The organism is uncultured Parabacteroides sp. (assembly GCF_947855115.1).
GTDB lineage: Bacteria > Bacteroidota > Bacteroidia > Bacteroidales > Tannerellaceae > Parabacteroides.
Window position 1 is genome coordinate 89,630 of record NZ_CANTZW010000013.1, and the last position, 24,526, is coordinate 114,155.

Annotated in this window: 13 protein-coding genes; 10 read left to right on the plus strand and 3 right to left on the minus strand. The window is 48.1% G+C overall.

Annotated elements, in window-relative coordinates:
- Positions 1–415: 415 nt before the first annotated feature.
- The 6 genes from Q0110_RS09935 to Q0110_RS09960 all read left to right on the plus strand — a co-directional run bounded on the left by Q0110_RS09935 (position 416) and on the right by Q0110_RS09960 (position 8,021).
- A complete protein-coding gene (locus Q0110_RS09935; protein ID WP_297905993.1) occupies positions 416–1,315 on the plus strand; it encodes a serine acetyltransferase in 900 nt (299 codons plus the stop codon).
- Positions 1,316–1,450: 135 nt separating this feature from the next.
- Positions 1,451–2,998 (plus strand): THUMP domain-containing protein, encoded by a 1,548-nt coding sequence (locus Q0110_RS09940; protein ID WP_297905994.1) that lies wholly within the window; start codon positions 1,451–1,453, stop codon positions 2,996–2,998.
- A complete protein-coding gene (locus Q0110_RS09945) occupies positions 2,979–5,180 on the plus strand; it encodes a S9 family peptidase (RefSeq protein WP_297906005.1) in 2,202 nt (733 codons plus the stop codon). Before Q0110_RS09940 ends, Q0110_RS09945 begins: the two co-directional genes overlap by 20 nt.
- A gap of 35 nt (positions 5,181–5,215) precedes the next feature.
- Complete coding sequence (gene purD, locus Q0110_RS09950) at positions 5,216–6,487, plus strand: phosphoribosylamine--glycine ligase (RefSeq protein ID WP_297905995.1); 1,272 nt, start codon at positions 5,216–5,218, stop codon at positions 6,485–6,487.
- A gap of 83 nt (positions 6,488–6,570) precedes the next feature.
- A complete protein-coding gene (locus Q0110_RS09955) occupies positions 6,571–7,587 on the plus strand; it encodes a hypothetical protein (RefSeq protein ID WP_297905996.1) in 1,017 nt (338 codons plus the stop codon).
- Complete coding sequence (locus Q0110_RS09960) at positions 7,572–8,021, plus strand: VTT domain-containing protein (protein WP_297905997.1); 450 nt, start codon at positions 7,572–7,574, stop codon at positions 8,019–8,021. The genes Q0110_RS09955 and Q0110_RS09960 overlap by 16 nt, the downstream gene beginning before the upstream one ends.
- Here Q0110_RS09960 and Q0110_RS09965 read toward each other — a convergent pair.
- The 3 genes from Q0110_RS09965 to Q0110_RS09975 form a co-directional block, all read right to left on the minus strand.
- Positions 8,016–9,299, minus strand: a complete 1,284-nt coding sequence (locus Q0110_RS09965) for a polysaccharide biosynthesis C-terminal domain-containing protein (protein ID WP_297905998.1) — start codon at positions 9,297–9,299, stop codon at positions 8,016–8,018. The two genes, Q0110_RS09960 and Q0110_RS09965, sit on opposite strands and share 6 nt — an antisense overlap.
- Positions 9,300–9,306: 7 nt before the next feature.
- On the minus strand, positions 9,307–10,362 hold the full coding sequence (locus tag Q0110_RS09970; RefSeq protein ID WP_297905999.1) for a M20 family metallo-hydrolase: 1,056 nt from the start codon (positions 10,360–10,362) through the stop codon (positions 9,307–9,309).
- A 129-nt stretch (positions 10,363–10,491) separates the two neighbouring features.
- Positions 10,492–11,427 (minus strand): bifunctional riboflavin kinase/FAD synthetase, encoded by a 936-nt coding sequence (locus Q0110_RS09975; protein ID WP_297906000.1) that lies wholly within the window; start codon positions 11,425–11,427, stop codon positions 10,492–10,494.
- Between the two features lie 241 nt (positions 11,428–11,668).
- Here Q0110_RS09975 and Q0110_RS09980 point away from each other — a divergent pair, with 241 nt between their 5' ends.
- The 4 genes from Q0110_RS09980 to Q0110_RS09995 all read left to right on the plus strand — a co-directional run bounded on the left by Q0110_RS09980 (position 11,669) and on the right by Q0110_RS09995 (position 23,803).
- Positions 11,669–15,772 (plus strand): two-component regulator propeller domain-containing protein, encoded by a 4,104-nt coding sequence (locus Q0110_RS09980; RefSeq protein ID WP_297906001.1) that lies wholly within the window; start codon positions 11,669–11,671, stop codon positions 15,770–15,772.
- A gap of 231 nt (positions 15,773–16,003) precedes the next feature.
- Positions 16,004–18,850 (plus strand): TIM-barrel domain-containing protein, encoded by a 2,847-nt coding sequence (locus tag Q0110_RS09985; RefSeq protein WP_297906002.1) that lies wholly within the window; start codon positions 16,004–16,006, stop codon positions 18,848–18,850.
- A 158-nt stretch (positions 18,851–19,008) separates the two neighbouring features.
- Entirely contained in the window at positions 19,009–21,582 is a 2,574-nt protein-coding gene (locus tag Q0110_RS09990) for a sugar-binding domain-containing protein (RefSeq protein WP_297906006.1), read from the plus strand.
- Between the two features lie 22 nt (positions 21,583–21,604).
- Positions 21,605–23,803 carry a glycoside hydrolase family 3 C-terminal domain-containing protein gene (locus Q0110_RS09995; RefSeq protein WP_297906003.1) on the plus strand — a complete coding sequence of 733 codons (2,199 nt, stop codon included), beginning with the start codon at positions 21,605–21,607 and terminating at the stop codon, positions 23,801–23,803.
- The last annotated feature ends 723 nt before the right edge of the window (positions 23,804–24,526 follow it).

A 24,526-nucleotide genomic window follows, 5' to 3' on the forward strand; every position in this document is an offset into this window, starting at 1 on the left:
CTTTATAATCAGATTGATAAAAAGTTAATAATGTTTCCGGAAAAACACGTACATGTTTTTCCGGAAACACGTACGAGAATTTGTAAAAACACGTACGTGTTTTGGGTAACCTTATTAGATATATACTTCAAGTGGTATAGGATATATACTTCGTCGGCCTTTTTAGTACTACTGCTCATGCTTTCTTATTGAGCATTTCGCCAGATAGCGATAAAATCAATCTCTTTCGATTCTTAGGGGTGCAACCACAAAGATACCCTATCGAGCGGATGGACGTGAGTTGATAAAGGTTGGCGTGGTATTTAGCGCTATAGAAGGTAATATGAGTTGTTGGTTGTATTTTTGATGCCTCTTAGTGGAGGCGTTCTCAAATAAAATACTATTTTTGCGCATTATAAAGAATATTCCGCAAATAATGGATATACAGAGGCATAGTAGCGTATTGGGCGATACGGTGGAGAAGCTATCGGATGAGGCATCGTATAAACAATTGTTCCATGCGTACAGAGATGAGGAGGCACTGCCCTCGGGCGAGGTGCTGAAGGAAATCATCGATCTATGCCGTGCGATCCTGTTTCCCGGTTATTATGGGAATGCCCGTATCAGTAAGCAGACGATCCGTTTTCATACGGGCGTAAATGTCGAGACACTTCATGCTTTATTATCCAAGCAGATTTATGCGGGGCTTTGTTTTGCCGATACCTCTTGCGCGACTTGCGCGGAAGAGAAGATCTCCGCTGAGGCAGAGGCTATTTCGGAGGCTTTCATCTCTACGCTTCCTGAGATCCGCGGACTGCTGGCTACGGATGTGGAGGCGACTTTCAATGGCGATCCCGCCGCTCAGAATCTAGGTGAGGTTATATTTTGTTATCCCGGTTTCCGGGCGATCGGTAATTACCGGATCGCCCATCAATTGTATAAGCTCGGGGTTCCTTATATCCCCCGCATGATTACGGAGATGGCGCATTCCGAGACCGGTATCGATATCCATCCGGGCGCCGAGATCGGCCATCATTTCTCGATAGACCACGGAACGGGTACGGTGATCGGCGAGACGAGCTTGATCGGCCATCATGTACGTATCTTTCAGGGAGTCAGCTTGGCGGGAGAGAAACTTCCTCCCGATGAGAACGGTAACGCTATCCGTGGCGTGGCCCGTCATCCCATCTTGGAAGACCATGTGACGGTATATTCTAATTCCACCTTGATCGGTAAGATCCGGATCGGCAGAGGGGCTACGATATGTGGTAACGTCTGGATCGCGGAAGATGTACCGGCAGGAGCCACGGTTACGCAATTGAAAATTGAGAATTGAGAATTATCAAATGGGTAGGCCGGTAAAGGAATTTAAAAAACGTTTAGAGAGAGAAATGAGAACAATTAATAATAAACAGCGTAATGCTACGATTGAGAATAATTTTCAATTCTCAATTTTCAATTTTCAATTAACATGAGCGAGACATTTGAAATGGTGGCCAAAACCCTGTACGGGTTGGAAGAAATCTTGGCCGAGGAGTTATTAGCTTTAGGAGCCAACGACCTGCAAATAGGTCGTCGTATGGTTTCCTTTACTGGTGATAAGGAATTGCTTTATAAGGCGAATTTCCACTGTCGTACTGCCTTGCGTATACTGAAACCGATTTATCATTTCAAGGCCAAAGATGCTGATACCGTTTATAAAGAGGTGAAAAAAGTAGAGTGGGAGAAGTATTTGTCGTTGGATAAGACTTTCGCGATCGATTCGGTGATCTATTCCGAGGATTTCAATCACTCGAAATTTGTCGCTTACCGAACCAAAGACGCTATCGTGGATTATTTCATCGAGAAGCTGAAGAAACGTCCGTCTGTCCGCGTCAATAATCCGGATCTATATATCAATATTCATATTTCCCACAATGATTGTACCTTGTCTATCGATAGCTCCGGCGAGTCGTTGCATAAACGTGGTTACCGGGTAGATCAAACGGAAGCTCCGTTGAATGAGGTGCTTGCCGCCGGTATGATCATGAAGACCGGATGGAAGGGAGATTCTAATTTCGTAGACCCGATGTGCGGTTCCGGCACGTTGCTGATCGAGGCTGCCATGATCGCCTTGAATATCGCCCCGGGTATCCATCGCAAGGAGTTCGCTTTCCAGAAATGGGTAGACTACGACGAGGATTTGTTCGACCGTATTTACAACGATGAAAGCAGGGAGCGTGAGTTCACTTTCCATTGCTATGGCTCGGATATTTCCCAGGCCGCTATCGACATTGCTTTGGAGAATATCCGTAGCGCAGGCTTGATGAAGTATATCGACCTGAAGGTAAAACCGTTCCAGCAATATACGGAGGCTCCCCAGCCGGGTATATTGGTGACGAACCCGCCGTATGGCGAGCGTATATCCTCTCGTGACCTGCTCGGATTGTACAATATGATCGGTGAGCGTTTGAAGCACGTGTTTGTGGGGTATAAGGCTTGGATATTGAGTTATAAAGACGAGTGTTTCGACAAGATCGGCTTGCGTCCGAGCGAGAAGATCAAGTTGATGAACGGTTCCTTGGAGTGCGAATACCGTTGCTATGAGTTGTTTGAGGGAACCAATAAGGACTTTAAGAAGGCTTTGAACGGGAATGACGAGCGTCCGGAACGCCCGCGCAGATCGGACGATTCTTTCGAGCGCAGAGGGAATGACCGCCCGAATTTCCATACGGGGCGTATGGATCGTCCGGAACGCCGTTTCGCCGCCGCTCACAGCGAGGACGAGGATGACCGTCTGCCTTTCCTTCCGGGAAGACGCGTCTTTGAGGATGATCGGGGGGATGAGCGTCCGGTCCGCAAGAAATTCGGGGATACCCCGGTTCGTAAGCCGATCAAGCCGAAAGGAGATCGCCCGGTGAAAATGCGTTACCGGGACGAGGATGATCGCAGGAAGAATTTCGGCGATCATAAACGCGACGGAAAGCGTTCGTTTAATAAACCTATAAAACGGAGAGGGTATAATGATTATGAGAGTTAGATCTTCTCTATTCATAAACCTCTGCCTGATTTTATTCGCGATGTCGATTACCGCCCAAGATAAGCAATTAACCTTGCACGACTTGATACCGGGAGGAAAAACGTATAGCCGCTTCGTGCCTCGCAACTTGAAACAGCTGCGTTGGTGCGGGGAGGAGTATCTATACGTTAAAGGTGATAGCGTGCTGGGGGCTAAGCCGGGGAAAAAAGAAGAAGTCCTTTTTTCGTTGGAGAAACTGAACGGGGCTTTGGCGGCGGCGAACTTGCGGACGGTTAGCTCCTTGCCTAGTTTCTCGGTTCCGTACGAAAGTGGCTCGGTGCTGGCTTTTACGAGTAAGCAACACCGCGTTCATTATGATTATAAGAAAAATGAGGTAGTAGCGGATTACGCTTTGAGGAATAACTGGGCGAATTATGATTTTTGCCCGGCTACGGGGAACTTGGCTTTCACGGAGGGAAACAATGTGCATATTCTGTCCCCGGATGGACAAAATACGGTTGTCACACACGAGACGAAAGATGGGATCGTATGTGGACAAGCTGTTCATCAGCGGGAATTCGGGATTACAAAGGGTACGTTCTGGTCTCCTAAGGGCTCGGCTTTGGCGTTTTATCGTATGGATGAGAGTATGGTGACGGCTTATCCGTTGGTGAATATCGATACCCGTTGCGCCACGCCGGTTCCTCACAAATATCCGATGGCCGGGATGAAAAGCCATGAGGTCACGGTGGGGGTTTATAACGTGTCTAGCGGGCAGACAGTCTGGTTGGAAACGGGGTTGCCGAAAGAGAAATATTTGACGAATATCGCTTGGAGCCCGGATGAGAAGAGTATTTATATCGCCGAGTTGAATCGTGAGCAGAACGAGATGCGCTTGGTTCGGTATTCCGCTCAGACAGGAAAGAAAGAGGCTGACCTGTTTACCGAGACGGATCGTTGCTATGTGGAGCCACAGCATCCCGTGCTTTTCTTGCCGAACGATCCGGATAAGTTTATCTGGCAGAGTGAGGCGGATGGCTACAACCATTTATATCTGTATGATACGACCGGAAAGGAATTGAGGAAACTGACCGGTGGAGAATGGGTGGTTACTAAGGTGCTGGGCTTTAGCAAAGACGGGAATAAGGTGATTTTCGAGGGAACGGCGCCTCATCCCGTATCTCCGGGTATGCAGGGGACAGGGATGCAACGTTATATTTGGGAGGTAGATTTGAGAACGGATGATATCATGAGCTGCTTGAGCTGGAAAGTAGGTGTACATCGTTGGTCGCTTAGTCCTTCCGGCGAATATGCGATTGATTACGTGAGTTCGCCTTCTACCCCAAGGGATATTGATTTGGTCCGTGTAAAGGACGCGAAGGTGATAGCTACTTTGCTTTCCGCTCCGGATCCTTTTAAGTCGTATCGGATGCCGCGGATCAAGACCGGCCATATTCTTGCCGCCGATGGCAAGACTCGTTTGAATTACCGGTTGATCTTACCGCCGGATTTGGATGAGACCAAGAAATATCCAACCATTGTCTATGTATACGGAGGACCGCATGCCCAACTGGTTACGGGCGACTGGCAAAACGGGGCTCGCGGCTGGGATCTCTATATGGCGCAGAGAGGTTATGTGATGTTTACCGTGGATAGCCGCGGATCGGCAAATCGCGGACATGCTTTTGAGAGCGTGATTCATCGTAATTTAGGTGTCAACGAGATGGCAGACCAAGTGAAGGGGGTCGAGTTCTTGAAAACCTTGCCTTATGTGGATGCCGACCGTATCGGGGTGCATGGCTGGAGTTATGGCGGTTTTATGACGACGAACTTGATGCTGACTTATCCGGATATCTTTAAGGTGGGTGTAGCCGGGGGGCCGGTTATCGACTGGAGCAATTACGAGATCATGTATGGCGAACGTTATATGGATCGCCCGCAGGATAATCTGGAAGGCTATAAGAACGCGAACCTGAAGCTGAAGGCCGGCAACCTGAAAGGCCATCTGCTGATGATACATGGGGATATCGACCCGGTGGTGGTTTGGCAACATAGTCTTGGTTTCTTGAAGGCTTGCGTAGAGGCTGATACCTATCCGGACTATTTCGTTTATCCCCGTCATGAGCATAATGTGATCGGTAAGGACCGCCCGCATTTGCATGAGAAGATTACGAGGTATTTCGATGATTACCTTGGGAATTGAAAATGGAGAATTGAAAATTGAAAATTAGAATAGGTATGAATATCTTGTTATTAGGCTCTGGCGGGCGTGAGCATGCGATCGCTTGGAAGATCGCTCAAAGCCCGAAAGTAGATAAGTTATTTATCGCTCCCGGTAACGCGGGGACAGCGTTGGCAGGAACGAACGTGGATATCAAAGCGGATGATTTTGCCGCTATCAAGGATTTTGCGTTGGCGAACCGGGTGAATATGGTCGTGGTAGGTCCCGAGGATCCGTTGGTGAAGGGTGTTTATGATTATTTCAAGAAGGATGAGGCGTTAAGCTCTATTCCTGTGATCGGCCCGAGCCGGGAAGGTGCCCAACTAGAGGGTAGCAAGGATTTCGCCAAGGCGTTCATGATGCGTCATAATATCCCGACCGCCCGTTATAAGAGTATTTCCGCGGAGAATTTAGAGGAAGGCTATGCGTTCTTGGAATCTCTTCCCGCTCCTTATGTATTGAAAGCGGATGGATTGGCTGCCGGTAAAGGTGTGTTGATTATCGATAGCTTGGAGGAAGCCAAGAAAGAGTTGGGGGATATGCTGGACGGAATGTTTGGCGACGCGAGCAAGACGGTAGTGATCGAGGAGTTCTTGGACGGTATCGAATGCTCCGTATTCGTCTTGACGGACGGCAACGATTATAAAGTGCTTCCGGTCGCGAAAGATTATAAGCGTATCGGCGAGGGCAATACGGGCTTGAATACGGGGGGTATGGGAGCCGTTTCCCCGGTTCCTTTCGCTGATGAGGCATTTATGGCGAAGGTGGACGAGCGTATTATCCGTCCTACCATAGAAGGATTGAAAGCGGAGAATATCGACTATAAAGGTTTCATCTTCTTAGGCTTGATCAACGTAAAGAATGAGCCGATGGTTATAGAATACAATTGCCGTATGGGTGATCCGGAGACAGAGGTGGTAATGCTTCGTATCCAAAGTGACTTGGTGGATTTGCTGGAAGGTGTGGCGGAAGGTAACTTAGCGAGTCGTACGTTGGTGCAAGATCCTCGTGCGGCGGTTACGGTTATGCTGGTAAGCGGCGGTTATCCGGAGGCTTACGAGAAAAATAAGGTAATCACGGGCTTGGATAAAATATCCTCGGAAAATATAATATTCCATGCTGGTACGAAATTGGCAGACGGCCAGATCCTGACCAATGGCGGCCGTGTGATCGCGGTCAGCTCGTATGGAGCCGATAAGGAAGAGGCCTTGGCCCGATCTTTCTCCGGAGCCAAGCAAATCGATTTCGACAAGAAGTATTTCCGCCGGGATATCGGGTTTGATTTATAACCCTGATTTCATGAATAAACGAGAGTACTCTTGATGCCTTGCGAGAGTACTTTCGTAAAAACTCCCTAAATAAAAGAGATTTCATGGCGAGAAGAACAACTTCATATTACGGACGTAAATATACGATAGCGACACCTGTGACCCATTTGTACATGCTTTGCGCTTGTATTTTCTGTTGGATCGTGGGATATGTGGATTCGGTAGGGTATCCCGTGTATGGAGAGGTAACGGCTCCTCCTTTATGGAATGCTCTTTGTCTGGTTCTTCCGGGTAAGTTATTTACTTATTTGATAGGTTTTTTGTTGATGGCTGGCGGTGCGTTCCTGGTACATCGGGCAAACTATGCCTTGATGTTGATCCGTGAGAAAACATTGCTTCCTTTTCTTCTCTATGCCTTGTTGACAAGTACAAATCCGGATTTTTTCCCGTTGAAATCGACCTCGGTCGGGGTATTTTGCCTGATATTGGCCCTTTACCAATTGTTTACCTCTTATCATGCCCCGGACGCTACGGATAAAGCTTATAACGCATCCTTGATTATCAGTGTCGGGAGCCTGTTGTGGATACACATCCTTTGGTTCCTGCCCTTGTTTTGGTTGGGGATGTATAATTTCAGGACTTTGAATGTCCGTACGTTTGTCGCTTCCCTGCTAGGGATCCTGACCGTTTATTGGTTTGTTTTCGGCTGGTGCGTTTGGGTACGGGATTTCACTGCGTTTACCATACCTTTCGCTTCATTGTTCAAGATCCGTTTCCTTACCTTACTGGGAGCGGGGATCATAGATTGGATACCGATTTTTTTAGTGGCGGGATTAACGGTTGTCGCCTCGCTAAACATCATTACGCATGAGTATGAGGATAATTTGCGTACCCGTCAGTTTCTTTCTTTTTTGATCGCTATGGCCATTTGGTCGTTTGGATTGTTCTTTATCTATGAGCAATCGTCCGAGGAATTTCTGGAAATGGCCTGTGTACCGGCGTCTATCCTGATCGCCCATTTCTTTACGGTGAACCGGGGGAAATATATCTTTGGGCTTTTCCATTTCTCGATAGCTATGTTTATCGCACTATTAATTATACGTATATGGAATTTCTTATAGCCTACGGGTATATTGGGGTGTTTATCGCCTCTTTCTTAGCGGCTACGATCTTGCCATTCAGCAGCGAGGTCGTGTTGACAGGTGTTTTGCTGGCGGGTTCGGCCTATTGGCCTTGCATGATCGCCGCTACGCTTGGTAATTTCTTGGGAGGGATGAGCTGCTATTGGTTGGGAATGTTGGGAAAGGTAGAGTGGATCGAGAAATACCTGAAGCTAGACCCGGTGAAACTACAGAAGGTGCAAGATTGGATCAAAGGAAAAGGCTCTTGGATGGGATTTTTCGTTTTCCTTCCCGGTATCGGTGATTTTATCGCTGTCGCTTTGGGTTTCCTGCGGGCTAATATATGGATCGTCGCGATCTCTATGTTCCTGGGAAAAGCGATTCGTTATTGGGTTTGGATGGAGTTTGTCTATAAGGTGCAGTCTATGTTATGATACCTTTCTCCGCTCCTTATACTTGAGTCGTAGATATTCCCAGTCTTTGCGATTGGGGATAAGCTCCGTGAACGTAGTTGAGGTTTGCCGCATAAATACGCTCAAGGAAAAGATCAGCATGGTCGTGAAGGCGATGCTGGTACTGACAGCAGACCCGGTTATACCATAAAGAGGAATCAAGATAGATCCGGCTATTAATAATGTGACCAACCCGACACAGGAACTTGCGGCGCTATATCGTATTTTGCCGCTACCTATGAAATAATGGCCGACAATGCTGTTACAGCCTAATGTGACAATACCTGCCGATAAACCTATTATAACATTCCGTATCCCCTTGAACTCGGCGCTGAAAAGGTAGTCTGTGTATACCCATTCCGGAATGAGTAAAATACATCCCATTACAAATGTCATGGCGCAGAAAGTTAATTTTAAGAGTTGCAGGGTAATATGCTTTTGCTCGGCCACGTTCGTGGTCTTGGCTACATTACTATATTCTATGAAACTTACGCTGCGGCTGATATGCCATACGCTTTCGGATATTTTTGTTCCCGCGTCGAGCAAGCCTACGCCTCCCAACCCACTGAAACGTTCTATAAGAAAATAGTTCAAACGGGTGGTACAAGTCTCCGCTAATCCGTCTGCGCCTGCCCATAGGCCATAGGCAAACATTTCCTTTAATATCTTATAGAGAGGTTTTCCTGCCGGTCGAGGAGTCTCTTTGAAAAGATAAGGTACAAGCATGACCAAGCTGGCCGCTAAAGCGATGCCATTCGTGGTATATAGTCCCCACACATAGGATTGTACCCCTTGCCGGCCTGCCCCATAATAAAGATAGAGGAGGATGAAAAACAGCAATCCTCCCTGTAGGATAAAGGTCAGGTTAAACCCCTTGATATTGTCTTTTCCCAATAGAAACCGGGCATTGGCGGCGACGATCGAGTTTAATATCGCCAACAGATAGATATCCAGCCAATAAGCAGTCGGTAAAAGTCCTGTGAAATACATGAACACACAAGCGATGGCAGAGCCTACGAAAGTCCAAAGGTATGCCGGAAGAAAGATCGTCCGCATGGAATAGCGGTTCATGAAATAAACGATCGTGCCCCCGCTAAGTATCCCGTTGAAAATTACGGCGATATTTACCGATGCGACAATCAAGCCAACCATACCGACTCCCTGTATGCCTAGTGCCTTTGCGTTGATAAAGATTAGCGCCAGGTTAAGAAGGGCTATCAGATAGCGTGTCCCGATTGTTCCCAGTATCTTTTTCAGCATAAAACTATTACAGTTGTAAACCCTCTAATAATCGTACATATGTATCGATCGCCTCCCGGATTTCCATGCCTCGGATAAATTCGTCGGCAGAATGAGAGCGTGCCGAATTTCCCGGTCCTATCTTTACGGAAGGGAAACGCATGAGCGCCTGATCGCTGAGCGTAGGAGAGCCAAAAGGTTCTTTGCCCATTAAGATAGCCCGTTGGACAAATGGATGATCCAGCTCCGTGCGGGTGGAGCTGAGACGGAAGCTGCGGGCTTTGATCTCGCAATGCACCTTTTCCTGGATCAACTCAAACAGCCGCTCGTTCGTATAGAACTCGTTGGTACGGATATCCACGGTAAACTCGCATTTGTCGGGAACAACATTATGCTGTGTCCCTGCGTGGATGATCGTGACGGTCATCTTCACCGGTCCGAGGAAATCGCTTTTTTCCGGGAATTGATAGGTACTGAACCATTCGATCTCCTTCATGGCCAACGTGATGGCGTTGATACCTTCGTTACGGGCGGCGTGCCCGGCCTTTCCGGTAGAGGTACAATCCAGTACCATAAGCCCCTTCTCGGCTACGGCGGGTTGCATACCCGTGGGTTCCCCTACGATGGCGAAGGCTATGGGAGGAAGTTCGGTCAATGCGCTTTCGATACCGTTTTTCCCGGATACCTCTTCTTCGCAGGAGGCTAAGAAGATTAGGTTGTAGGGCTGTTTCTTTTGGCTTAAGATACAGAAAGCCTCATAAAGGGAGACTACGCTTGCGCCTGCGTCGTTGCTTCCGAGGCCGTATAGCTTGTCATCATCGGTTTCTTCAGGAGTGAACGGATCTTTAGTCCAACCGGAGGCGGGCTTGACGGTGTCTATATGGGAGTTAAGCAAAAGAGTCGGTTTACCGAAATCAAAATCCGGGGCGATGATCCATAGGTTGTTGCCTTTACGAAATACCTTATGCCCGGCCTTTTGCCATTCTGCTTGCAGGAAGTCCGCTACGGCAGTCTCGTCTCGGCTGAAAGACGGACGGGAGATCATGCCTTTTAATAAATCGATCGCTTCATAATATCTTTCCATATTCTATCTTGGGGATTTTATAGTTCTCGTTGTCTTTATCGTCATTTCTGTTGTAGAGACGTAGCGTGCCGTGTCTCTTTCTTGAAATAGGGTATTTAGTTACTATCGGATAGTGGGAGACGCGGCACGCTACGTCTCTACAGCGGACAGTAAATTATTTACGGTGCATCTGTCTTTCTCCAGTTGGGCTTTCAACGCCTCTAAGGAATCGAATTTGATATCTCCGCGTATGTATTGGACGAATGAGACACGAATACTGTCATTGTAGATATCTCCGGAGAAGTCCAGGATATTGACTTCCATGGATATGTTCGTTCCATTATTTAGGGTCGGGCGGTCACCGATATAAAGCATCCCCTTATATCGTCTGCCTTCCACTTCCACCCATACGGCGTATACGCCAATACCCGGAATGACTTTAAAAGGCCCATCTACCTGTATGTTCGCCGTGGGAAATCCCAACGTACGTCCCACTTTATAGCCACTGACGATATGCCCTTGCAACTGATACGGATAAGTTAATAAATAAGCGGCTTTCGCTACATCGCCGGCTTGTAGTAATTTCCGGATCTCGGAAGAGCTGACGGCCGTATTCCCTTCATCATAGGGAGATGCTTTCAGCACCTCGATACCGCATTCGGCTCCATAAACCACATATTGCTCGAAACCATCCGTCCGATCGTGCCCGAAACGATGGTCATATCCGATCAATAAGGTTTTTACGTGCAAGCTTTTCGCTAATATAGAGGTGATGAATTCCTTGGCCGAAAGCCGTGACAACTCGATCGTGAAATCCAACACGACGCAAAAATCTACTCCGGTAGTCTCTAATTGCTGTAACTTCTCCTCGAAAGAATTTAGTAGTTTCGGTTGGTAATCCGCATGCAGTACGGCCCGGGGATGTTCCGGGAAGGTAATCACGGCCGACGGCAGGTTACGTGCTTTGGCTATCTCCTTCATCTCATCGATCAAGAAACGGTGTCCTATATGTACTCCATCGAAAAATCCGATCGTAGCCACCAGTTCTTTTCCTATCAGTCTGTCAAAATCTCTTACAACAATCATTGCGCCTTATTCATTTCAATTCCAATCGGATGACAAATGTACGGGATAATTTTTAATAATCATGTTCTTATATATGGATACTTTACGTGTAAGTTTACTGTAGCCCGCACGTGCAGCGTTATTGTACGCTTGTCGCAGTAGCGCTGTACGTACGGTGCGATGGCACTGCATCCCGCTTGCCGTGGAATTAGATATGTGGTTGGTTTGGTTTGTTCTTGGGAAATATCTATATTTGCTAAATATGAGAACGAAAACTCTACTCTTTATCATAATTCTCCTGTTTTTCGGGGTATCAGGGATCGGACTTGCGACGGAAGATATTCTATTCAATCGCTTGGGGGTACAAGACGGCCTGTCCTCCAATGAGATCACTTGTATATTGAAAGACCGGAAGGGATTCATGTGGCTGGGTACTACCTCGGGGGTAAACCGTTTTGATGGGTATGAGTTTAAGCATTATAAATACAAAGAAAGCGGGTTGCCTTTTAGGGAAGAACATGTCTCCGAGCTTCAAGAAACCGCCGACGGACATATCTGGATAACCTATAATACAAACCAACTTTGCGTATATGATCCTGGCAACGACCGCTTTGTCCCGGAGAAGGAGGTACTAGATAGTTTGCGTCTGGAAAGTTCTCCCGCCAAGGTGTTTGTAGACAATGATAAGTTACTCTATTTCGCGACATATACGAATGAGTTTTGTCGTTACGACCAGGCGAGAGGGAAAGTTTACACTTACCCGCTGAGGAAAGAGGATGGCCGGGTTTGCGATATGAGCGATGTGGGCGATCGTCTGTATGTGGTCCATTCCTCGGGAGTGGTAGAAGGAATAGATAAGGCATCCGGGGAATCTGTCTATCGGGATGAATACCTGGCCCAATACGCTTATGCCCAACTGTTTTATATATTTGCCGATAGTGATGGGGAACTGTGGTTTTTCTTAAATCCCGGGCATAGTAAAGGAGTTTTTCGCCTGAATCCCAAGAGCAAGGAATGGAAGCATTATACGACAGATACCCCGGTGGCTTTATCTTCTATCATGGTGCGCGACGTGGCAGAAGATATAAACGGCGATATCTGGATCGCTACCGATCATGGCGGTATCAATATCTTGGATAAACGCTTGGACCGGATGCGCTATATACGGAATAACCCGTTTAACCAAACAAGTTTGAGCCAGAATAGCGTGATTTGCTTGTACCGGGATGATACGGGAATCATGTGGGCCGGCACTTATAAGAACGGTATCAACTATTATCATGAAAGTATTTTTAAGTTCCAGACCATCCGGTATCCTTTGGAACTGATGCGGGATGTATTTAATAATGACTTTAATTGTATCGTAGAAGATAAGGAGGGAGATCTGTGGATCGGTACGAGTGGGAACGGCCTGTTACGTTACGATCGGCAAACCGAGGAATATGTCCGTTACCGGGCGGGTCGGGAAAGCGAGAACGCTATCTCCGGCAATGTCGTGATTAGTATGGCGAAGGATCTGGATGGCAAGTTATGGCTGGGTACTTATATGGACGGGCTGACTTGCTTTGACGGGAAGCGTTTCAAGCATTATCGGGATGTTCCGGGCAGTAAGGATGGTTTATCCAATAATAGCGTGTATAGCTTGTATGTGGATGCCAAGAACCGCTTGTGGATCGGCACGTTGGAAGGCGGGCTGGATTGCTTGGATCAATCTACCGGGAAATGGACGTATTACCGTATGGGGGATAAGGAGAACGCGATTAACTCGGATATCGTCTATAGTCTTTCCGGGGATGAGGAGGGGAATATTGTCGTTGGAACTTCTTTGGGAGTGAACTGGATCGATCCGGAGACTGGGACTGTTACTTCTTTTAACGGTACGAAAGACGGACGTTCCGTGTTCGAAGACCAGATCATCAATGTCGTATTTTGCGATAGCCGCCAGTTGGTCTGGATCGGGAGCAATCACGGGTTACATATATATGATAGGCTAAATGATAAGATGTACCTGCTAGACCATTCCTCCGGATTGCCGGATAACAATATCATGTCTGTCCTTGAGGATAAATACCATACGATCTGGGTTGGAACGAAGAATGGCTTGTTGAATATCATCCCGAACCGAGACACGGACAATAATTATAAGTTCGACTGGAATAGCTATGATGAGAATGAAGGAGTTCAAGGACGTGTATTTAACGTGAATAGCGCTTGCCGGCTGGAAACGGGAGAGTTGGCGTTTGGCGGGACAAACGGTCTTACTTTCGTTGATCCTGCCCGGATACGTTACAATAGCTATGCTCCACCGGCGGTGATTACCGGGCTTATGGTGAATAATGTCCCGGTTATGGCGGGAGAGGCGTATGACGGGCATGTGATTTTGGATAAAGATATCACCTGTACCAATCTGTTAGAACTGGATTATACGGAACGTAATTTCTCCTTTACCATCTCTTCTTGCTGCTATTTCCTTCCCTTGAAGAATAAATATGCGTACAAGATGGAGGGCTTTGATCCGGAATGGACTGTCGTGGATGCCTTGGGGCGGCGTATCACCTATACGAACTTAAATCCGGGTACGTATACTTTCAAGGTAAGGGCGATGAATAACGACCGTATCTGGAGCAAGGAGGCCGTGAGCTTGCGGGTCACGATCCTGCCCCCGTTTTGGGCTACTGGATGGGCGATAGCGTTGTATATCATAGCCGGTATATTACTGGTGTGGGGCGCGATACGTTTTGTTTTCCGTATTCAGCAAAAGAAGCTGGAGGAAGAGCAAGAACGGGCCGCGGTACGCCAGCAGCATGCGGTAGACGAGATGAAGCTTCGTTTCTTTACGAACGTGAGCCACGAGTTCCGCACGCCGCTTACATTGATCATAACCCCATTGGAGAAACTGATGAAAACGGAGAAAAACCCGGAGTCTCAACAAATATTGGGATTGATTTATCGGAACGCTGATCGGTTGCTTAAATTGGTGAACCAGCTATTAGATTTCCGCAAGATCGATGTGCAAGGGGATAGCTTGGTTCTGTCTACCGGCGATATCGTCCCGTTCGTGCGTGATGTGGCTTATTCTTTCAAGGAGCTTTCGGAGCAAAAGCGGATTCATTTCTCTTTCTCTTCGGTCTTCACGTCTCTCTCGATGAAGTTTGACACGGATAAGGTTTTTAAAATTGTCTCTAATTTACTGAGTAACGCTTTTAAGTTTACGCCGGAGGGTGGTACCATCTCGGTGACGCTTAGCTTACGATTGGAGGAGGAAGGCCAGAACAAACTGGTTATCGAGGTATCGGATAGCGGTATCGGCATCCCGGTAGATAAACAAGAAGCTATATTCGACCGCTTTTATCAGGTGGTTTCCCCGGATAAAGACAATCCCGCGGTCGGTACGGGTATCGGCCTGCACCTATGCCGGGAATTCGTACGGATGCACCATGGGACGATAACCGTGAAAAGCGAACCGGGAGCGGGCAGTACCTTTACGGTTACGCTACCGGTGATCCCCTTGGATAATCAAGATATCATTTCTGCCCCGGAAGGAGTTGCCGAAGGCGATGTGCGATCTCCGGTTGAGGAAAGGGGGATTGATAAAGATACGTCTCCGGTGGGAAGACCAACATTGCTGGTCGTAGACGATAACACGGACTTCCGGGAATTCATGAGATTAAGTTTGAGTAATGTTTATTCGGTTCTTACGGCGGTGGATGGGGAAGATGCGTGGAAGCTCGTTCTAGAGGAACTGCCGGATATGGTTATCAGCGATGTGATGATGCCTGTCACCGATGGCATCACCTTGTGCCGCCGGATAAAGGGAGACATCCGGACTTCCCATATCCCGGTGATCCTGCTGACGGCAAAGTCGGCTAAAGACAGCCAACTAGTCGGTCTGGAAGCCGGTGCGGATGATTATATCGGCAAACCTTTCAATATGGAGATGCTTCTCTTGAAGATACGGCATTTGATTGAGATGAGGAAGAAGATGCAAAAAGCCTTTATGCAGTCTTCTACCATGGGTATCGCCCTGACAGAGGTACAAGCTAGCTCCATAGACGAGGAGTTGATGCGTAAGGCCATCGCCTATATCGAGGAGCAGATCGCCAATCCGGAGTTGTCCGTAGAGCGGTTGAGCCGGGAAATGGGCATGAGTCGTGTGAACTTCTACAAGAAATGTCTTTCCATCACGGGTAAGACTCCGGTGGAGTTGATCCGTACGGTTCGCTTAAAGCATGCGGCACAGTTGTTGGAGAAGAGCCAGATGCGGGTGAACGAGGTCGCTCTGGAGTGTGGTTTCAATGACGTGAAGCTATTCCGGAAGTATTTTAAGGATGAGTTCGGAAGGTTACCCTCAGACTATCATAAGTAAGCTTTTACTTAATAAGCGTCACATAATCAGGGGATATAACAAAATATCCCCTTAAAATAAACATTCTTCCCCCTGTCTTTTTACGGTTCTCCCCGTAACTCAAAACATTTGTAGCTTCCTGTCTGCGGTGAACCCTTTAATTTTGCCAACGAATGAAGAACCATTTTTTCTTGTATGGAAAAACCTGTTCGGACTCATCGCTAATCGGAAATATTAAAGAATCTATAGAATATGAAACAACACATCGCGGTATTCACGTTAGGGCTTTCCCTGCTGACTTCCTGTATGACTGATTCCGCTTACCGGAAGGTAGAGAACGGTTTGGTAGCCGATATCCGTTCCGGACAGGCGAAAGCTGTTAAACTGGAGGTAATCTCCGATAATATTATCCGGGTAATCGCTTCCCCGGATGGTAAGTTCTCCAACCAAATAAACTTGATCGAGGATACGAGATCGTTGCCCGTCCCATCGTTTCAGATAACGACCTCGGGTGATACGATCATCGTAAGTACGCGGACTACACAAGCCCGTCTTTCCCGGGAAACCGGAGAAGTTCGCTTTACCGATGCCAACGGACGCACGATCCTCCGTGAGAAAGCAAACGGAGGCAAGGAGTTTACGCCAATCGAGGTGGAAGGAACCAAAGGCTATACCTTGCGTCAGGTATTTGAGAGCGAGGACGAAGAAGGACTTTACGGCCTGGGACAGCATCAGAGCGATGAGTTCAACTACAAAGGTAAGAATGAGGAGCTTTTCCAATATAACACGAAGGTGAGCGTGCCGTTTATCGTTTCCTCAAAAGGCTACGGCGTGCTTTGGCATAACTATTCCTTGAGCCGTTTCGGAGACAAGCGTCCGTATGTTGATTTGGGCGATGTCTTTGGTCTATACGGAAAAGATGGTAAGGAAGGGGCGTTGACCGCTACTTACTATAAGGATAAGACAAGGAATTCCGTTTTGATCAAACGGGATGAGGATAAGGTAGATTATGAGAATCTGAAAACCATCAAGAAGTTGCCGGCAGGTTTCCCGAAACCGAGCGCTTCTGCCACTTGGGAGGGCGAGATCGAGGCAAAGGAGACCGGTACTTACCATTTCAAGTTGCATTACGCCGGTTATACCAAGGTATTTGTGGATGACCAAGAGATTATTCCCGAACGTTGGCGTGCGGCCTGGAACCCGAATGATTACAAGGCTACGGCCCATCTGGAAAAGGGTAAACGTTACCCGATCCGGATCGAGTGGTTGCCGGATGGCGATGTCTCCTATATCGGTTTGAAGGTTCTGTCTCCGTTACCGGAGGAGGAGCAAGAGCAGTTGGCTTTCTGGTCGGAGATGGGGGATGATATCGATTACTACTTCATCAATGGAGAGTCTTCTATGGATAAGGTGATCAGCGGTTACCGCACGGTCACGGGCAAGAGCCAGATCATGCCGAAATGGGCGATGGGATTCTGGTTGAGCCGCGAGCGTTATAAGACACAAGAGGAGTTGTTGACCGCCTTGAACGAATACCGCGAACGGCAGGTTCCCTTGGATGTGATCGTTCAAGACTGGAGCTATTGGCCGGTAGACGCATGGGGTAGCCATGAGTTTGATAAGGAACGCTTCCCGGACCCGAAAGGCATGATCCAGGAAATCCACGATAAGGATGCCCGTATCATGATCTCCGTATGGCCGAAGTTCTATTATACGACAGAGCATTATAAGGAATTGGATGCGCTGGGCGCCATGTACCAGCAGGCGATCAAGGACAGTATCCGCGACTGGATTTATCCGGGTTATATCGGTTCTTTCTATGATGCGTACAACCCGGAAGCCCGCAAGCTTTTCTGGGAACAGATGAACGAGCACCTGTATTCCTTGGGTATCGACGCTTGGTGGATGGACGCTTCCGAGCCGAACGTACAGGATAATACGGATATCGAATACCGTAAGTCGCTTTGCGGACCGACTTATCTGGGCCCTTCCACGAAATACTTCAACGCTTATGCCTTGGAGAACGCCGAGGCGATTTACGACGGGCAACGTAGCGTAAATCCGGATGACCGTGTATTCTTGTTGACCCGCTCCGGTTTTGCCGGCCAGCAACGTTACTCTACCGCTACATGGAGTGGCGATATCGGTACTCGCTGGGAGGATATGAAAGCGCAGATCAGCGCCGGCTTGAACTTCGCCATGTCCGGTATTCCTTATTGGACGATGGATATCGGTGGCTTCAGCGTGGAGAACCGTTATATGAGTGCCAAGGAAGGTAGCGAGGATCTGAAGGAATGGCGGGAGTTAAACAACCGTTGGTATCAATTCGGGGCTTTTTGCCCGTTGTTCCGTAGCCATGGACAATATCCCTGCCGTGAGATTTATAATATCGCCCCGGAGGGAACACCTACTTACCAATCGATGAAATATTATACGGACTTGCGTTATCAACTGATGCCGTATATCTATAGCTTGGCCTCGAAGACGTATTTTGAGGATTATACGATCATGCGTGCCTTGGTAATGGATTATTCGAACGATAAGAATACTTACGATATAGACGACCAGTTCATGTTTGGCCCGGCCTTCATGGCATGTCCGGTGTATGAGTATAAGGCTCGTAACCGTGAGGTGTACTTCCCGGCAGGCATTTGGTACGATTTCTACAACGGCAAGCGTATACAAGGCGGGACGACAATGAACGTGGATGCTCCTTACGAGCGTATGCCTTTGTTCGTGAGAGCCGGTTCTATCGTCCCGACCGGAAAGGTAATCCAGTCTACGAAAGAGGAGCAGAAAGACCTGACCGTCTCTGTTTACGCCGGTGCCGACGGCTCCTTCACCTTATATGAGGATAATGGCGTGACCTACGATTACGAGAAAGGAAATTACGCTACCATCCCGTTTGTTTATGATGACGCGAGGCGAACGCTCACGATCGGTGCCCAAGAGGGTAACTATCCGGGCATGATCCGCGAACGCCAGATCACGGTACGTCTCATCACGCCGGAGAACCCCGCAGGCAAGAACGTGACAATATCTTACCAAGGCAAACCTCTAGTTGTAGAGACGGGGCGTGCCCCGTCTCAACCCCTCTAAATGGTAACTTTAAATAATATCCATCAGTAAATAATACCTATCAGTAAATAATACCTATCAGTCTGTGCTGACAGTCTGTGCTGAGACGGGGCACGCCCCGTCTCTACAACTGGGTAGGTAGTATCAATTAAACTATATAATCGCTAATGAGACCACTGATGAATTGGCCATTCGTTTGGCTTCTGGGCTTATTGTTCACGGCCTGTTCCTCTGTAGGGGAACAGGTACGTGAACGTAGCTCATGGAATGACAACTGGAAATTTGCCTTGTCGGATAGCGTTCAGGATTATTCATCCCCGGACAGCGATGATTCCACTTGGCGTATCTTATCCTTACCCCATGATTGGAGCATAGAGGGAGATTTCTCTCTCGATAACCCGTCTACCCCGGGCGGTGGCGCGCTACCGGGTGGGATAGGTTGGTACCGAAAGACATTTACCCTTCCGGAAACGGATCGAGGTAAGGTTATCTATGTTGATTTCGACGGGGTTTACCGGAATAGCGAGGTCTGGATCAACGGACATTCGCTGGGATTCCGTCCGAATGGTTATGTATCGTTCCGTTATGACTTGACACCTTATTTGAGATATGGAAGCCAGCCGAACGTAATTGTCGTGAAGGCAGATAATAGCGAGCAGCCGAATTCCCGCTGGTATTCCGGCTCCGGTATTTACCGCAACGTATGGCTGGTTAAGGTGAATCCGGTGCATGTGGACAACTGGGGCACTTTCGTGCATGATATGAAGATCTCGTCGGAGGAGGCTACCTTCGCCTTGGAGGTAAGAGTACGAAATAATGGGACGGAAGATGTGGAGGCCGAGATATCCACCTCTATTTACGACAACGCGAGACGTTCGATTACACCGCCCGTAAATGCTTGTTTGCGGATACCGTGTACGGGGGCATACGATGGACGTATACAAGAGCGTCCGGATTCCGTATACGAGGGCATCCGGCATCCGTATGGGGGAGCATCTGTGGATCATCGGTTCTCGATCCCGTACCCTGAACTTTGGAGTCCCGATTCTCCCACGCTCTATACGGCTGTCACGGAAGTGAAAGTGGCCGGTAGGGTAGTAGACCGTTACGAGACGGTATTCGGGCTGCGTACGTTCCGTTGGGATTCCGCTACCGGCTTTTATTTGAATGATAAGCCCTTGAAGATAAAAGGCGTTTGCCTACATCATGATCTGGGCTGTCTGGGCGCCGCCGTGAATACACGGGCTATCGAACGTCAGCTACAGATCATGAAGGAGATGGGCGTGAACGCGATCCGTACCAGCCATAACGCCCCGGCCCCCGAGTTGCTGGATCTTTGCGACCGTATGGGCTTTTTGGTACAAGATGAATCTTTCGATATGTGGGAACGCCGCAAGTCTCCGTATGATTACGCCCGGTATTTCGATGAGTGGCACGAGCGGGATTTGACGGACGAGATTTTACGCGACCGGAATCATGCCTCTATTTTCATGTGGAGTATCGGTAATGAGGTACTTGAGCAATGGAGCCATGCCGACGCTACGGAACTGGATCTGCAAGCGGCGAACTTGATCTTGAATGCCGGTCATGCCATTGATCCCGCTTTGCTGAAGGATACTACCCTTAGCCGCCAATCCTTGATCACCCGTCATTTGGCGGCTATCGTGAAGCGTCTGGATACCTCCCGGGTCGTTACCGCCGGCAATAACGAGGTGAACCCGGAGAACCATTTGTTTCGCTCGGATGCCTTGGATGTGCTGGGCTTCAACTACCATGAGCGATATTTCGAGCCGTTCCTCCGGAATTTCCCCGGGAAGAAACTGATCGTGAGCGAATCTACCTCGGCCTTGATGACCCGTGGTTATTATGAGATGCCCTCCGATCATATTTATATCCGTCCGGAATCGTGGGACAAGCCTTTCGAGGCTCCCGAGCATGTTTGTTCCTCTTACGATAATTGCCACGTACCTTGGGGTTCTACGCACGAGAAGACTTGGCATCTCGTGAAGACGCTTCCGCATGTATCGGGCCTGTTCGTCTGGACGGGTTTCGATTACTTGGGAGAACCTACCCCGTATTGGTGGCCAAGCCGGAGCAGTTTCTTCGGTATCGTGGATCTGGCGGGATTCCCGAAAGATATCTATTATATGTATAAGAGCGAATGGACGGATGAGCCCGTATTGCACCTTTTCCCGCATTGGAATTGGGAAGAAGGCGAACCGGTGGATATCTGGGCGTATTATAACAATGCCGATGAGGTAGAATTATACCTAAACGGGAAGAGCCTGGGCGTACGGCAGAAAACGGATAGTACCTACCATGTCTCTTGGCGTGTGCCTTTCACGCCCGGAACCTTGAAAGCCGTGTCTCGCTTGAAGGGTAAGGAGGTCTTGGTGAAAGAGATCCATACGGCAGGCGAACCGGCCCGCTTGGTCTTGACCCCGGATCGTAGCGTCATCCAGGCCGATGGTTCGGACTTATCGTTTATTACTGTAGATGTATGTGATATCGACGGTAATCTGGTTCCCGACGCTACCCCATTGATCCGTTTCTCCGTAGAGGGACCGGGTGAGATCGCCGGAACGGACAACGGAAATCCGAATGACCCGAACAGCCTGCGGAAACCGAAACGGCAAGCTTACTACGGAAAAGCCTTGGCCGTGATCCGGAGCAAGGGTGGAAAAGGCGACATCCATTTAAAAGCTGTAGCCGAGGGGTTGCCCGAGGCGACAATAACGATTCAAGCTCAATAAAGAACCTGTAAATATAAAAGAAATGAAAAAGATAATGAGTGTGATTGCTTGCGGGCTTTTCTTGAGCGCGGCTACCGCGAGCTCGCAGGTCACGGATAAAGAGAAGGTACAAATGGAGAAACGTATCGAGAAACTGATTAAGAAAATGACCTTGGAGGAAAAGGTCGGGTTGTTGCACGGCAACTCAAAATTCTATGTTGCCGGAGTGGAGCGTCTGGGTATTCCAGAGTGGAGCTTGAGCGACGGGCCTCACGGGGTACGTGCGGAGATTAATCGCCATGACTGGGCGTATGCGGGTTGGACGAACGATTCCGCTTCTTATTTTCCTACCGGCACGGCTTTTGCCGCCGCTTGGAATCCGGAGTTGGCTTATCGCCGGGGCGAGGTGTTGGGCGAGGAGGCCCGTTGGCGTAAGAAGGACGTATTGCTGGGCCCGGGCGTGAATATCATTCGCTCTCCGCTTTGTGGCCGTAACTTTGAGTATATGAGCGAGGACCCTTATATGAACTCCGTATTGGCGGTCGCTTATATCAAGGGTTTGCAGAGCCGTGACGTGGCTTGTAGCGTAAAGCATTTCGCCGTGAACAACCAAGAGACGAATCGTACGACCATTGATGTGGACTGTAGCGAGCGTGCCTTGCGTGAGATTTATCTGCCCGCTTTCAAGGCGGCGGTACAGGAGGGAGGCGCTTTGACGGTAATGGCCGCTTATAATAAATTCCGCGGGGAATTCTGCGCGGAGAATAACTACTTGGTTCGTAAGATCCTTCGTGATGAATGGGGATTCGATGGTGTATACGTAACCGACTGGGGAGCCGCCCATAGCACGGTTCCTTCCATGGAAGCCGGTTTGGATCTGGAAATGGGTACATTGATCGACAAGTATGAGGATTGGTATTATGCCAATCCCTTGATCGAGGCCGTTAAGTCCGGTAAGGTTCCTATGAGCTTGGTGGACGAGAAGGTAGGCGATGTATTACGTGTGATGATCAAGACGAATGTCTTGGACCCGGAGAAGCGTTTCGGCCCCGGTTCCATGAACACGAAGGAGCATCAGCAGGCCACTTACGACGCGGCTGCCGAAGCCATCGTACTGTTGAAAAACCAGGATAATCTTCTCCCGTTGGATTTCTCCTCTATCAAGAGCCTGGCGGTAATTGGCGATAACGCTACCCGCAAGCATTCCAATGGTGGCTTGAGCTCCGAGATCAAGGCGGTTTACGAGGTAACTCCGCTGGAGGCCCTTCGTGCGAAATGGGGGGATAAGGTGGATATCCGTTTTGCTCAAGGTTATGAGAAACTCTCTACCTTCATCGAAGGAAGTAATAACGGACAGAGCTCCGGTACTTTCTCTTCCAAGACACAGGAAAGCGACGCGTTATTGAAAGAGGCGGTAGAAATGGCCCGTACGAGTGACGTGGCTCTTTTGGTTTGTGGCTTGAACCATGATTATGATACCGAGTCGTTCGACCGCCTGAACATGGACATCCCATATGGGCAGGTAGAGTTGATTCAAGAGGTGGTAAAGGCGAATCCTCGTACGATCGTGGTCATGATCGCCGGTTCGCCGCTGAATATGGCTGCCGTGGATATTTGTTCCCCCGCTATCGTTTGGGCTTGGTTCAACGGTATGGAAGGAGGAAATGCCTTGGTGGATGTATTATCCGGCAAAGTGAACCCGAGCGGTAAGATGCCGTTCACCACTCCTGTGAGCTTGGATCAATCTCCGGCGCATGCGTTGGGAAACTTCCCCGGTAGGGATTTGAAGGTGAATTATGAGGAAGATATCTTGGTAGGTTACCGTTGGTTCGACACGAAAGGTCTCCCGGTCGTTTATCCGTTCGGTTACGGCTTATCCTACACGACATTCAGCTATTCCAACCTGAATACGGATAAAAAGACTTACGATCAAGCGGACACGATCCAAGCGACTTTCACCTTAACCAATACCGGAGACCGTGAAGGTGCCGAGGTTGCCCAATTGTATGTCAGTGATCCGGTTTGCTCCGTACTACGTCCGGTCAAGGAATTAAAAGGCTTCAAAAAGGTCTTCCTCAAACCCGGCGAGAGCCAGCAAGTCACATTAGACATCCCCGTATCCTCTTTAGCCTTCTATAGCGAGTCCCAAGGCCAATTCGTCGTAGAACCCGGCGAATTCATCCTCCAACTAGGAGCCTCCGCCTCGGACATCAAACAAAAGGTTAACATCGAAATAAAATAACCACCCATTTATAAAATAACCGCTCATTTATAAAATAACTATCCATTTATGAAATAACCACTCATTTATTAATCATCCATTTATAAAATAATCTCCTATTTGTAGAGACGGGGCGTGCCCCGTCTCTTCCCTTAAATCACTATCAGACAAAGGAGACGCAGCACGCTATATCTCTCAACCAGATATTCAAAAATAACCGCTAGGTCATTTTCATTATATTCCCCCAAAAATTCCAAACAATAAGCATATAAACGAAATAGAATTGTAAACTATTGAAAATCAATTGCAAAAAACAAGATTATATTTCCCGGAAAACACGTACATGTTTTCCGAAAAGGTCGTACATGTTTTCCGAAAAGGTCGTACATGTTTTCCGAAAAGGTCGTACATGTTTTTTGAAAAACACATACGTGTTTCTCCAGAAACCTGATCAGGTAGTAAAAGTGTATATGGAAATATACAATAAGTCTCTCTTAGGCATGTCAATGTGGCCACCCTATAGGATAATTAATAAAAGCGACCATTCCAATCTTTATCAATATATTATATATAAATAGGAAAGTTAATGAGATCATCCTTTTCTCACACAAATTAAATTAACTAGATTTCAAGGATATGCATTAATGGTTTACATTTTTTTGTACATTTGTGATATGTAACGATGTTTGTTTATATTTGGATACTTATTTGTAATCTTGTACTTGGTTCTGATAAGACTATGTC